At 41.4% G+C, this 14,482-nt stretch carries 7 protein-coding genes and 1 CRISPR repeat array; all 7 genes read right to left on the bottom strand.

Annotation, left to right across the window (positions count from 1 at the left end):
• Window positions 1-63: 63 nt before the first annotated feature.
• Window positions 64-261 carry a hypothetical protein gene (locus A3GA_RS0102235; RefSeq protein ID WP_018025757.1) on the bottom strand — a complete coding sequence of 66 codons (198 nt, stop codon included), beginning with the start codon at window positions 259-261 and terminating at the stop codon, window positions 64-66.
• A gap of 490 nt (window positions 262-751) precedes the next feature.
• Window positions 752-5,640: direct repeats of the CRISPR family, unit length 28 nt; unit sequence TTTATAAGCTGCCTATACGGCAGAGAAC.
• 177 nt (window positions 5,641-5,817) lie between these two features.
• Window positions 5,818-6,390 (bottom strand): type I-F CRISPR-associated endoribonuclease Cas6/Csy4, encoded by a 573-nt coding sequence (cas6f, locus tag A3GA_RS0102240; RefSeq protein WP_018025758.1) that lies wholly within the window; start codon window positions 6,388-6,390, stop codon window positions 5,818-5,820.
• Window positions 6,391-6,395: 5 nt separating this feature from the next.
• The gene (gene csy3, locus A3GA_RS0102245; RefSeq protein ID WP_018025759.1) at window positions 6,396-7,397 is read right to left on the bottom strand and encodes a type I-F CRISPR-associated protein Csy3; all 1,002 of its coding nucleotides are present in this window, start codon (window positions 7,395-7,397) and stop codon (window positions 6,396-6,398) included.
• A gap of 11 nt (window positions 7,398-7,408) precedes the next feature.
• Window positions 7,409-8,410, bottom strand: a complete 1,002-nt coding sequence (gene csy2 / locus A3GA_RS0102250; protein WP_018025760.1) for a type I-F CRISPR-associated protein Csy2 — start codon at window positions 8,408-8,410, stop codon at window positions 7,409-7,411.
• A gap of 2 nt (window positions 8,411-8,412) precedes the next feature.
• The gene (csy1, locus tag A3GA_RS11160; RefSeq protein WP_018025761.1) at window positions 8,413-9,729 is read right to left on the bottom strand and encodes a type I-F CRISPR-associated protein Csy1; all 1,317 of its coding nucleotides are present in this window, start codon (window positions 9,727-9,729) and stop codon (window positions 8,413-8,415) included.
• Window positions 9,730-10,050: 321 nt separating this feature from the next.
• Complete coding sequence (gene cas3f / locus A3GA_RS0102260; protein ID WP_018025762.1) at window positions 10,051-13,497, bottom strand: type I-F CRISPR-associated helicase Cas3f; 3,447 nt, start codon at window positions 13,495-13,497, stop codon at window positions 10,051-10,053.
• A complete protein-coding gene (gene cas1f, locus A3GA_RS0102265; protein ID WP_026156758.1) occupies window positions 13,494-14,447 on the bottom strand; it encodes a type I-F CRISPR-associated endonuclease Cas1f in 954 nt (317 codons plus the stop codon). Before cas1f ends, cas3f begins: the two co-directional genes overlap by 4 nt.
• Between the last annotated feature and the right edge of the window lie 35 nt (window positions 14,448-14,482).

Genomic DNA, 14,482 nt, shown 5'->3' on the forward strand with positions numbered 1-14,482 from the left:
ATCATGCAGGATTAAACTGGACAATGGATTGCTCAACGGAGCATGGTTATTGGTGTCGTTTTGTTAGTCATCGTCACTGTAATATGTGTTTTTAGTGAATTCAGTAATACCCTTTGCTAAGGCTTCAGCCTCCATTTCTTTTGTGATAAATACAGGTTTCTCATCAGGGTATCGGGGTGCAAATTCACCCTGAGCTTCTTTTTTCATGAATTCGATTAAACGCTTGGGTGCAGGTCGATCATTTTGTTTGATGTATCTCATGGTAGAACTCCTTGGAATAATTGTTTATAAATAAATAAAGCTATTGCTTTTTTAACATAGTCAAGCGCAGTGTAAAACTGCAGTTCCGGGGAGGGATTAAATTAAATTGTTGATGACATTTTATTCCACTTAAAGCCCTTGAGGTTACGTAGACGAAGAAAGTAGAGACCAAAGCCTCACAATTTTTGTTTGGTAGTGAGCCATAAGAAGCAATCCGCAATTAGCTCATTGTTATTTTAATTCTTGGCTGGGTAGTAAAGCCGCTTTGATTTAAGCTGAATTCATGGCAAGACTAGCTAATCCTGATGTCGTGATGTTTACGCCATCTCTTTACGCTGAGATGGTGCTATCACTTTTTTCTTGACTTCTTTGATGCTCCTAACCTTCAGGCGCTCTTCAGTATATATATTATTGATGCGTTTAATCTTCGCATTTAATTCTTGATATTTGTTGAGACAGCTGTGATAACAATGAAAATGCAAGTGCGCTTTATAAAAGCTGCCTATACGGCAGAGAACCCTTAGCAAGGCCAAACCACCTGATCAGGTATTTTATAAGCTGCCTATACGGCAGAGAACTGAGAAATTTGTTCAGCAGTTTTGAATTCAATTTTATAAGCTGCCTATACGGCAGAGAACATAGGCGCCTCTTAACTGATATAAGGATAATATTTATAAGCTGCCTATACGGCAGAGAACGTGATGAAATATAAAGCACCCGTTGCTTGCGTTTTATAAGCTGCCTATACGGCAGAGAACTATTGCGCCAAAGCGTGTGGCAACCAGTACATTTTATAAGCTGCCTATACGGCAGAGAACGCTTTAAGCCGTTGTTCCGCAGATCCGACAATTTTATAAGCTGCCTATACGGCAGAGAACTAAACCTAGCTTAAACCGTTGTTTTAGGTTATTTTATAAGCTGCCTATACGGCAGAGAACAAGGGTGCTTAGGCGTATTGCAAGGCTTGCAATTTATAAGCTGCCTATACGGCAGAGAACACTATTTTTAAAATGTGATTCCGAAACATTCATTTATAAGCTGCCTATACGGCAGAGAACTAGGTTATGGTTTAGGTTATGGTTTAGGTTATTTTATAAGCTGCCTATACGGCAGAGAACTAACCTTGGTTGCGGTCTAGTAAACCGCTAAATTTATAAGCTGCCTATACGGCAGAGAACGGCACTGGTTTAAGTAGCATCAAGGCTGGCGATTTATAAGCTGCCTATACGGCAGAGAACCTAAAGAAAATTCAACCCTCCGGTGGCAAAGATTTATAAGCTGCCTATACGGCAGAGAACGCCCAGGTTAGGCACGTGCGGAAAGCGCTCCCTTTATAAGCTGCCTATACGGCAGAGAACTTTAAACGTATGGCCCTGTTTTTAAGACAAGATTTATAAGCTGCCTATACGGCAGAGAACTACGAAAATAGCTTGCATAGCGTCCTAAGCATTTTATAAGCTGCCTATACGGCAGAGAACTTTAAACGTATGGCCCTGTTTTTAAGACAAGATTTATAAGCTGCCTATACGGCAGAGAACTACGAAAATAGCTTGCATAGCGTCCTAAGCATTTTATAAGCTGCCTATACGGCAGAGAACTTAGTTTATTAAGCATGTGATTGCTTAATAAATTTATAAGCTGCCTATACGGCAGAGAACGAGACCGAGCAACCGCCATTAGCTGACGTACTTTTATAAGCTGCCTATACGGCAGAGAACCAGATGCGCAGGTGCGCCAATCCGTTACGCCATTTATAAGCTGCCTATACGGCAGAGAACGTGTATTCAAATAGGTAATTACCAGGAGGAAATTTATAAGCTGCCTATACGGCAGAGAACCAAGTAGGTTGAAGTGATAGCCCTGATTACTAATTTATAAGCTGCCTATACGGCAGAGAACTAGTAAAACGCCGACTAGCTGCTAAGCGTACTTTTATAAGCTGCCTATACGGCAGAGAACTTATTAGTGCTGCAGAAGGTACAACAACTCACTTTATAAGCTGCCTATACGGCAGAGAACAGCTAATGCATTCCATGTTTTGCCTATAAATTTTTATAAGCTGCCTATACGGCAGAGAACTTTCGAGACGAAAAAAACATGACTGGCATCGATTTATAAGCTGCCTATACGGCAGAGAACTTGTTCACTTGCCCACATAGCCCGCATCTTTTTTTATAAGCTGCCTATACGGCAGAGAACAAGGAGGCGTCAATCATGTTCATCACCTCTGATTTATAAGCTGCCTATACGGCAGAGAACTATGAGTGCAAGGTGAAGTTAGATGCGGTAGTTTTATAAGCTGCCTATACGGCAGAGAACTCCCCATCTTGCTCTTCAAAGTAATTTGCAATTTTATAAGCTGCCTATACGGCAGAGAACATCTTGATTCTCCTGAAAATCTCGCGCGTAGTTTTATAAGCTGCCTATACGGCAGAGAACTCGGCAAGAAGTTGAAGCTGAGCGCTTGACGTTTTATAAGCTGCCTATACGGCAGAGAACCTCTATTGTCAGTTTAGTTTCTTCCATTTAAAGTTTATAAGCTGCCTATACGGCAGAGAACGTGCCGGAGATATTGCTCGCTACGCTAAATATTTTATAAGCTGCCTATACGGCAGAGAACGCTACCTAAAGTAAGATTATTTGCGATAGTTTTTTATAAGCTGCCTATACGGCAGAGAACGCATGCATCAAGGCTATGCTAGTAACCAGCTTTTTATAAGCTGCCTATACGGCAGAGAACCAAGCTCAGAGTCTAGTAAAGACAACGCATAATTTATAAGCTGCCTATACGGCAGAGAACGTCTTCATAGCCTTGACGTTGACCTGCTACGTTTTATAAGCTGCCTATACGGCAGAGAACACTCCTGCCGAACGCAAATTATCTAACCCTGTTTTATAAGCTGCCTATACGGCAGAGAACTAACCGGCGCCCACTCGAGTACAATATCGATTTTTATAAGCTGCCTATACGGCAGAGAACTCAATGCGCTGCGGGACATCATCAATATTAAATTTATAAGCTGCCTATACGGCAGAGAACACACTTGATTTAATCGCTTCTGCGCGCGGCGTTTTATAAGCTGCCTATACGGCAGAGAACTAATCTCCTACGGTTTATGAAAAGCACCACGTTTTATAAGCTGCCTATACGGCAGAGAACGCGGTGCTTTAGCATTACTTTGATACTCCACTTTTATAAGCTGCCTATACGGCAGAGAACATTTCTCAAGCTGTAAAAAGTCAAATGGGATTTTTATAAGCTGCCTATACGGCAGAGAACGCTTAAAACATGGATTTCGCTTTTAACATTAATTTATAAGCTGCCTATACGGCAGAGAACTGATGGAAAATAGTCTTTTCCAAAGTGAATCTTTTATAAGCTGCCTATACGGCAGAGAACTAAGCACCTACACATACCTATCCACTTGGTGTTTTATAAGCTGCCTATACGGCAGAGAACACGAAGCAAATATGACACTACGTAATTACAGTTTTATAAGCTGCCTATACGGCAGAGAACGAGCTTGTAGATCTTTCCAAGCAATTTTAACTTTATAAGCTGCCTATACGGCAGAGAACTAATACTAACCTAAGACTATGATTAAGTCTTATTTATAAGCTGCCTATACGGCAGAGAACCTATCTTGCGTAAGCTTAGCGTATGTTCTAGCTTTATAAGCTGCCTATACGGCAGAGAACAACATTAGTGGCCAGATACATCTTCGAAATATTTTATAAGCTGCCTATACGGCAGAGAACACCTTGCTTAATACCTGAGTTTACAAGCGTAGTTTATAAGCTGCCTATACGGCAGAGAACGTACACAAGCGCGGTTGATGGCACCGGTTTGTTTTATAAGCTGCCTATACGGCAGAGAACCTTAACCACTGAGCAATCAGAATTGAGATAGTTTTATAAGCTGCCTATACGGCAGAGAACATAGGTACTCTTTTTTATTACGCGCAAAAAGATTTATAAGCTGCCTATACGGCAGAGAACGATCGGAGTGTGTACGAAAGGCTAGGGCAAATTTTATAAGCTGCCTATACGGCAGAGAACATAAAATAGTCATTGAAGTCAAAGCCCAATCATTTATAAGCTGCCTATACGGCAGAGAACATTTGCATTGCGATAACCTTTTAACTTTTTTTTTTATAAGCTGCCTATACGGCAGAGAACTGACGGTGAATATAACTATGGGAGTGCTTAATTTTATAAGCTGCCTATACGGCAGAGAACCTCACCGAAAGCAGCCATCCGGTATCCGTGGGTTTATAAGCTGCCTATACGGCAGAGAACCTGTTTCAAGTGGGGGTTTTTCCTTTTTGCAATTTATAAGCTGCCTATACGGCAGAGAACGCGCATTTTGCAAGTGTTTAGCTGTTTCAAGTTTTATAAGCTGCCTATACGGCAGAGAACATGTTCAAAACACGCACCATCCTGGAGCTACTTTTATAAGCTGCCTATACGGCAGAGAACAATCAATTTTAAAGCCATTTTTAGGCTGTTTGTTTATAAGCTGCCTATACGGCAGAGAACCCTAGTCAGCGATTAAAAAGCTAAACCCGCATTTTATAAGCTGCCTATACGGCAGAGAACTATAATAAAGTTAATGAGATAAACAACATTTATTTATAAGCTGCCTATACGGCAGAGAACTGATTCCTTTAAAGTGATTTGAAACACGATAATTTATAAGCTGCCTATACGGCAGAGAACAAATGCCTGAATTGATTGACGCTATTTCAAAATTTATAAGCTGCCTATACGGCAGAGAACCTACGGAATATCATGATGGATCGTGTTGCTGATTTATAAGCTGCCTATACGGCAGAGAACTTTACGTCTTCAAGCTTCGGTGGATACTCCGATTTATAAGCTGCCTATACGGCAGAGAACAACGGGCATTACTTAGCTAGCTTTGAGATTAATTTATAAGCTGCCTATACGGCAGAGAACGAGCAGCGGGAACTTGAGCGCTACTGCCAGATTTTATAAGCTGCCTATACGGCAGAGAACAAGCGCGCGGCAAAATTGATTTTCCCGCGCCATTTATAAGCTGCCTATACGGCAGAGAACTTAGCCCATCACTATCCCGACGTGCCTAATAATTTATAAGCTGCCTATACGGCAGAGAACCATTCTCAGCATACTAACTAAACTAAACTAAATTTATAAGCTGCCTATACGGCAGAGAACATCATCCACTACTATGAACTAAACAATGAAGATTTATAAGCTGCCTATACGGCAGAGAACCAAAGTTTGAGCCCTGATCAATTAAAGGCTTTTTTATAAGCTGCCTATACGGCAGAGAACGCAGGAAACGAAGCAGCATTTGGTGGTGCGATTTTATAAGCTGCCTATACGGCAGAGAACTAGCACAATTCATGCTTGAACCTTTATATTATCCTAATTGTTAAAGAACATGCATATAAAACCCTTTTCTATTTCAAAATACATCATCCCTTGTGAGCCTTGTACTAGCGCGCTCTTTGCAGAGAGTTGGTTTATCTTAAGAAAAGGGTTTTTTGCATCATTGACTCATAGACTAAACTAGAAGTCAGGTACTGTTGAGGTAGGACTCAGACCATAACTGCTAAAAAGTCCTTCACTTTTCATAGGAGCTGGTTTGCGATTAATCATTAACAAAAATCTTTGCCCAGTAGAAGCGCTATTAATATGAGCATGAGGCAATGTGACAGGCTTCAGCTTTTGAATCCTTAGCTCTAACACCTTCTGAATCTCTGCCTCGCTTTTACCTCTACGTTGCATTGCTTTTTTTATCCTTTTTAAATCGCTCGTTCCTTTGTTTTGCACACGACTATAAGTAAAGTATCTTGGAACCTGTTTAGGGATCTCATGGATATTCGAAATGATGGCATAATCATTAATACCTTTACCGAGTAGCTTTAGCTTTATACCTTCTAGAGTCTCAAAGCTGGCAAAACAACGTATTCTGCCCCCAAGTGTCATAATCTGTTTTTTATAATCAGGAAAGCTTAATCCGACTTTCCCGTCAAAATCAGTTAAGACACTATGTAGGTCTTGCAAAGCAAGTGAGGTTACGGCAGACTGTGGCAACTCTTCGTGCGGAATTGCCTTTATCTCAAAATAATGTGTCTGCATACGATTTACTCCTTACCACTTTCTCCGAAGACGCCACCACGAATTAGGATGGCAATCACATAGTGTTGCTGCTCTAGACTAGGGGCTTGATCTTTAAGAATCCAGTTATCAAAAAGGTTGTAAAAGTCATTCTTTGATCTAGGCTGTCTGAATGCAGTTCCTAAAGTTGTGACTGAACCGTAGGGCTCTACGGCGATAGGGAATTGTGCGTCGTCCTCATACCATGTATCGATGGTGCGAATGGCATTGCCGACCTTTTGGCTATGCATCGCCGCCTTATCATTCGAAGTGTAAAGTACTTTACTCTTGGTGTCTTTTCTGTCTAAGATCAGTTCCTGGGAAGGATATACTTCCTGACCATTACCGACAATAGCTTCAGCTTTAACTCGCAAAAAGACAGGTGCGTCTCGACCCTTGAGGCCATCATCAATCCATTGGCTTAGCTTCTCAAGTTCAGCGCTAGTATTATCAAAGTTCATCAGGCTAAGGGATTTAGCGTCACTAACCGTAATTGATTCGTCCTTATTTTCTACTGTAATAGAAATTGATTTGGAGCCAATGCGATTGCGCCATAACCATCTAGCATTCAAAATGTTTTGTGCATAGCGTTTCGCTAGCGCTGAGAATCCATGCTCATTGGTGTAGTTGTCGACCACCTCTAATAGCTTGCTTTGATAGTCCTGATCGTTACACACTGAAGGTCTACCTGTAAAGGGGATGATCTTTAAGGTGAAGAATGCCACCAAGGTGTCGCAGTCATCATTCAGCATAGCAACGTCAACCCGTTGTAGGTTGGGTTTTTGTACTTCTGCATCGAGTTTTAATGGGTCATTGGCAATGGTGTTTTTTAAGCGATTGGAAATAGTGCCTCGTATTGACTTCTCTTGTATAACTACTGGTAAAAGCTTTTGCTCCGTGCTCACACTGCTTTTTTGGTAAAAATGCGCATCCGAAAAGTCAAAATTGCGCTCGAAGGCTAAAACTGAAGCTGTTTTTAATTTAGTCATAATTTCATTCCTTATAGGTTTGTATTGCTAGGTTGATGTTGAGTGATTAAATATAGGTTTTCGACAGAATTGTCATAACGCCAGAAATATTGATTGATGTCGCCCTTGAGTCTATGAGGGAAGACCCACTTGCCAAGGCCATAAATGACTTCAACAAATTGTGAGGCATAGTTAGGGTTTCTTATGTTGGCTACTTGGTCAGCATCGTATTTTTGGGTTATAGCTTGATAGCCCACGGGAATAGGCACTAGCCATCCACGGTCTCTTTTAAAAGAATAGCGTGTCCATTCACTTTGTTCGGCTTTAGGTGGAATTTGATAGATGGCCGCCGTACTGATTAACACGTCTAGCATGTCCGTCTCTGGGTTGTGACCTACGGGGCAGATGTAGCGTGTTATTTCACCAGTTTCAGGGTCGATTTTCTCCTCTATTTCAGTGCGGTAGCCTTCGACCATTTCGTGATAGATATTCGCAGCATCTTCATAGGCATCAATCAGAACAAAGCCTGGTAACAGGCGGCGCTTCAAAGTGTCAGTATCTTCAGCGGTAAAGAACTCAACTGCTCGAATGTATTCTACAGAGCCTCCAGCGAATCGTTGCATTAAACAAAGATTTCTAAATTTTTCCTCAAAAGTTTTTTTGTTCTTATCTAAATTGAACAGTCTGAGTTGATCTCCAGTGGCTTTAATCACAAGGCTAACGGTTAAGTCGACATAACCCTCTTCGATGATAGGCGCCGTTTTGCCATCTTTAAGAATGGGGGCACGTTTTTGATTGAAGGTGGCAAAATAACCTGAGTCATCCATTTTGATTTTAAAATCACGGCATGAGATCAAAACACCATCAAAGGAAATATCTGGAAAATCAGCTAATTTTTTGAGTCTTCTCTCAAGTGCATGTGCTGCGCTTATAAAGCCATTCAGGGCAGGAAACCCATAGCTTTGTGGGCCTGATATGGCGTTAGCGTTCGTTAGCTTTAGACCATCGACCAAAATGTAGAAGTAGTCATTCATTTTTAGACCTCCTCATATCGGTTTTTAGCAATAAGTGTGTCTTTCATTTCTTTTTTCATGTAGTCAAATTCCTCCGCTGCAAATTCGTCTTTACGACCTGGAAGCTCTTTTTGGAGCCATAGAAGAATCCAGCGTGCAAAACGTTCGGCGACTTTTTCGATCCAGTTAGTGGCTGTGGAATCTACGCAGGAGCTTGGATCTAACCACTGTTTTTCTTCAGAGATAAGGGAGTAGTTCTCACTCCATCCGCCTTCCCAATTCGCTTTTATCTCATCTGCAATAAATAAAATATTGAATAAAATTTCATCGATGGCTGCTTGGCGGCGATCTCGTGCGTGCATGTCATTGTTTCGGAGTTTGGTTACTTCCTTTAGTTTCTCGAAGCCATTGCGGCAGATATGACGTGTTTTGTCGTTATAAATACTGCTATCAGAACGACTTAAGGGTATGTTATCTATACGTTTAAAAATGGGTGGGTAAGAGGGTAATAGATAGTGTTGACCGTTCTGTTGCGCATTTAATCTGCCAACGTTTTGTGCATTAGCACCCCCTAGTTTGGTGATAGCTAAGCCACGTAGAATTCGGTATGGCGCCTCAATATCTTGAGATTTATTTCTCTTATCCCGTACTTCTCTCTGTATCTCATGAATACGTCTCACTTGCTGGTAAAAGTGATTGCTCAATGCAGAAGGGTAGAGCGGCACGAGATTGATATAACTATCAGTTTGAATGGCGTTATCAGTGGTTGGCCAAAGTATTTGTTTATTAAATCCATCTACTGAGGGTGTTTCCGTGGTGTTAGTTAGCGTATCTTTTAGAGCAAGTCGAAACGCTTCAGACTTTGTAGAGTCATCATTAAATACACCACCTAACAAAGGCGAGTCGGTAATTATAAGCTCCTCAAGGGTGCTATCATTAATAAGCGTTTTTAAAAAAGTGGCAAGCGGGAGGGAGGCGCTGTTACCATTGGCGTCTATAGCTAACTCACCTGGGGTGTGTGAGCCGATATAGTACTCCTCGCTTAGATCTACGATGGGTTGAAAGGTCACATTATGACCTCGTGATGAAGAATGGATACCTTTTGATATATGAGTTCCAAATTTTAAGCTTGACATCATCTTAGTTGCCTCATTTTCAATCCAGTTGTGAAGCTGGTACTTGTCTTTCTCTTGCTTAAGCTTTTCATTAAGCTCAGCTAGTTTCGTGGGGTCCTCCTCTTTGGCGATGTCATTGGAGATTTTTTTGGTTTTTGCCTCAAAAAAACCATTTAAAGTTTTTTGTAGTTGTTGGCGTATAGCTAAATGGATGGGTAAATTCATCTCATGTTTCCTTGATTCGATTAAAATACATTGGTAACATAGTTTTATTTGTTGACTTTAAAAGGGTGGGTTGTATCGGATTTCTCCTATGGAATTGCTCAATTAGTGTTATCTTATCATCAGTTTTTCTAAAAGTAAATTATTTTTATTTAAAAAACATTGGGTATATAAAATCTTTTGTTTAAGCCACTTTTATCTTTTTCATCTTCTATAATTTATTTCTAAGTGCCATTAATGATAATATGGTGTTTTCTGCCGTATAGGCAGCTTATAAGAATGTATTTTAGATAAATACGCTTCTCTGCCGTATAGGCAGTTATTTTATTTAGAATCCCATGCGCCGACCCATGGGTGATATTTCCATACTTGCTGACCTTTGCCGTATTTTGTTAGGTTCAAGTTGGCGTATCTTAGGGAGGCTTGGCTGATGCTTAGGCCACTTTGTGAGGCTACTAACTCAAGCGCTTCTGTAAAATCCTGCTCTAGCCATCGTTTCATATTGGTATTCTGCTCAGCGTGATCAAAGCGATCTTGTGTTATCAAATGCCTTACCGAGCCATCGGGATGGTCGGGGTTGCTTAATGCATTGGCATAGGTTTTAAAGCACAAATCACCATCAATATTTAAGGCAACATAGCTTTCTTGAATGCCCCTTGCTTGTCTAAAAGGGTACTTTTTGCTGTGATATGCAGTAAATGGCGCCGCATTATTTTCCTGCCTGTAAATACTTACGGCATGGTTTTCATCGTTTAGAATCGCCTTCATCACCTGATGCTCTAAATCTGCCAGCGCATTAGATACATTGTTTAATTCATGGCTTGTAGTCTGTTGGGATAAACGGCGTGACTGCTTTCGGGCAATCTTTGATGTGCTATTTGTTGTCGCACCAGGGGGTGTAATTTTGGCTTTACCTCGTAAAAGTCGTGCAATAGACGTGATATTGCTAATTTCATTTTGAGCAACGATACGATCAAGCTTATGCTCGTTAAGTTTGAAGTCTGAGCTTTCATATCCTGGCTTAGTATAGGCGATATCATTCGATTCAAGAGCTCTAATATTTTGGTTTAATATCAAAATATTTTCATCGGTAGCAACTTTATCAGGTCTGTGTCGCCATACCCGACCCGCAAGCTGAATGATTGAGCGCATGGATGATGGCTCGATAATTGCCCAGTCGTAATCATGATCACGACCAACTTCGGTCACCGCTGTGCCAAAAACAATGAAAATATGGTGCTTAATATCCTGATTGTGGATATTTTCAATGACACCTTGTATTTCAGGATGCAGGAAGAGTTCCTCAGGTTTTTTTCTATTCAATATGCGATCGAGCTTGGCCTCAAGATTGGCTCGGAGTAATTGAATTTGCTGCGAGTGATAAGGGACAAGATGAATTAATGTGTCATGAGGGGCTGTTTCATTTAAAAAATCAGTTAATACTTTAATCATTGGGTTAATATTTGCAAAGCGAATTAAGCCTACGCTGACACTAACCTCACCAGCAACGGATGAAATGGTTTTTTGATTGTTTAAGGAGTGTAGCTTTAAAGCACCCTCAAGTAATTTAGCACTTAACTCATCTTTCGAATCAACATGCAACCAATCCGCTTTTCTTCGGATCGGTAGTTCGCGTAATTTATTGATTCGTTTTTTACAAAACTTCTCATGATAATCTGCTAACTCAGCATTGTTATAGCAAGCAATATGATTATTGAACTCATCAAACCAGGCACAGATTGTGGGCTGGTTCGGAAGTCCTAAGAAGCTATTCCATATTTTGCGCCCATCCTCATACGCTTTATGAAGGCCGACAGCCATGTCTTTGGTAATGGTTGCAGAGGACAATAAAACCCGACTGCCCAATAATCCGCTCCAATATACTAGGCGTGATAGGGCGGGCAAATCGCCTTGGCCGAAGTCATCTGGCTCATCTAGAATGACATCACTACTTAGAATTCTTAATAAGGGCGCCATATAGCGGCCGCCGCGTTGCTGTTCGCAAACCTGCATCAGGTGATCTATAGTACAGCTTATCCATGGGGTCATAAGTAACTGTTTGGTTTTATGATCGCGAATGACAGTCCCAAAAAGCTCACTATCAAGTGCTCCCTCATCAAGTGTATCGATGAATTCACCATCATCAAAAAAGAGGTCATGCTCAGCACTTTCACTACCTGATAAAGCTCCGTTGTCGAGTTTGTCGGTCTCACGATTGTCGTCCTCCGGCTTTGGAAATACTGGTCCACCGACTAAGGTAGCTAAGCTTTCGTCATCCAAGTCAAAGTGCGATCTTAAGGCCTCACCCGTTTGAGAGGTTAAAACGCGTAGACCAAGAGCAAAGGTTAGGCGGCTACGGCCTATATCGCCAGATAATGCGGTCATAATTTTGGCATTGCCTAAGGTTTTGCCTGTCCCTGTACTACCCATACTAATGCCAAAGAAACCTCTTTCTTCACTGCTTTCAGAAAATGACTTCACTAAGTCGGAGGCTCTATCTTGCCAATTGAATCGAGGGTTTGTGCTGCGCTTCCTTAGAGTTGAGTTATTTTTAAGGGCATTTAGCTCAGATTTTATTAAGGGCAAATAACGAGAAAAGTGAGCCGTCATGCTGGCTACACCAACTAAATGTTCATCCAAAAACTGCTTACCTGAGATATTATCTTTGTCTAGATTTGCCCAAATTTCCTCTTTATCCTTTTTGTCGCACTGAATGATTTCTTCATAATGACTTAATCTTTCAGGATCTAGCACTCGTCTTGGAGAATCACTAGCTAGGCTAGAGTAGTTATGATCGCCAAACATCAAGCATAGTCGTGATAAGTGCAAATGTAAGGGGTTCCACAAATCATTAGGCTTTGTTAAAGACATAAGATAGCCGTTTTCTAAGGCTTTACGGCTCCAACGCTTAAGGTCTCTTAACCAAAGCTTGCTTAGGGTTGGATCTTTTTTTAGTCGTAGAAATGTGTTAACACACTCAGGTGCTTCTTCAATGGTTCTAGAACTTTTCACCCAAAAATCAACAGGACTTAAGGTTTCATAGAATTTGTTAACGTCAAAATGAAGGGGGGTGATATTCTCCTGATAAAATGGCATACGATGATGGCTGACAATAAGCCATGAAATCCATTGCGCAAGCGGTGGCATGCTCTCAAAACCAAAGGTGTCTGAATCATTTCTAAGATGCTCCTCATCAACGATTATGTCGTGATACCACTCCTTGTGTGTTTGAGTGTATTTATCCCATTCCATTAAGCGAGTTAAAAACTCCGCATTAGTCTGACAGCCCTCGATCATTTTTTTAAATAAGCAAAGTGAAATCCACTCATGACGATAGGGATCGGATCGCCGGACTCGTGAACGAAGCTTGTGATCAAAGCCCACTGTAGCTTTACCCAGATCATGTAATAATGCGCCTAGAACACTGACTATTTGAATGCTCGCTAAATAGTTCCACTGGTTTTCACTTTTAGCGCGGAGGATATTGCGCTCCGTCCTATTGGTGGGTGTTCTGCCGTCATCATTGAATTGGCTTCTATCTCCCACCACCCAAATTAGCTCGGTTTGTTTGCGACTGCGCATCCAGAAGCAGGCTACCGCTGTGTTTTTGCGTGCAGTCTGGCGTAACATGCGTTTTAATGTTTGCAGGCCTTCTGCTGTTATCTGGGTTTGCCAACTGCGGTCACCCGTGCGTTCCGCAAATTGATCAACAATGCGACGCGTTTCTTTGAGGGCATTTTTGTTGCATTGGCTAATGATAAGAATGTTCATTTCTTTTGCATTTGCTGGCTAATCAGTTTCAAGGTGTCAATGATGATATCGAGGGCATTTAGCTTTGTAAAATTATTGATGCAGGCTTGACGAAACTCTTTTTCATTATCTCCTTCAACTGCACTAATAAAGGCTTGAGGAAGTATGATGGCATCTTTAATAATATCAGCTGCATCAAAGACTAAGCCGCCTCGGCGAGTTTTGCCATGTAAAACTGCTAAGCCAAAAGGCAGACCTAACACCCAGCAGGCGGTTGCGCCTAGCCCATAGGCTAAATAATTACCATGATCTAAGAATCGGTTTGCTGGGTCTGTAGCGTCACCTCGCTGACTACGCTTAAATGAGGAGTCGTAAGAAGTCATTTGTACTGCTAGACGATAAAGGTGAGAAGTAAAGCGCCCCTCAGCAGCCAATAGGTTCATGTGATCCGAGGCGGTATCAAATGTACTACGGTAGTCGTCACAGAGTTTATGAAGTGTATTTTTTAATGAGGACTCATCAGGCCATAAGGTTTGAATATATTGAAGACGGTTTGTTTGCAGGAGTTTGGCTGCTTTTAACCTCAACTCGTCATCAAACCAAAATTTGCACCAATTTTGTAAGTATTGCGTTGGTCTATATTCACTTTGAGGGCTAAGCCACTCAACCTCCGTACTAGCAAATAACGGTGTGCCACCTCCGCCACAAAAACCAACCAATACCCCTGCTTTTGCTAATTCTCGTACCGCCGACTGAGTGATGGAAGTGCCCGTACCTAACAATAGGGAAGTCGTATTAGCGATAGGAATATTCCAATAAAGCGACTCTTTGCCATGCGGTGTTATGTATTCGACACGACCACCGTTTACTAAGATGCGGCAATGCTCTAAATAGTATAGGTTAGCTCGTTTAGAGTGGAGAATGGTTTTAAGGTCAGATGGTGGGATATACGGTGTTTTGCTGGACATCATGAAGCTCTAGTTAACAAGGCTATACGATAGGAGAA

Source organism: Oligella urethralis DSM 7531, from assembly GCF_000372065.1.
GTDB classification, from domain to species: domain Bacteria; phylum Pseudomonadota; class Gammaproteobacteria; order Burkholderiales; family Burkholderiaceae_B; genus Oligella; species Oligella urethralis.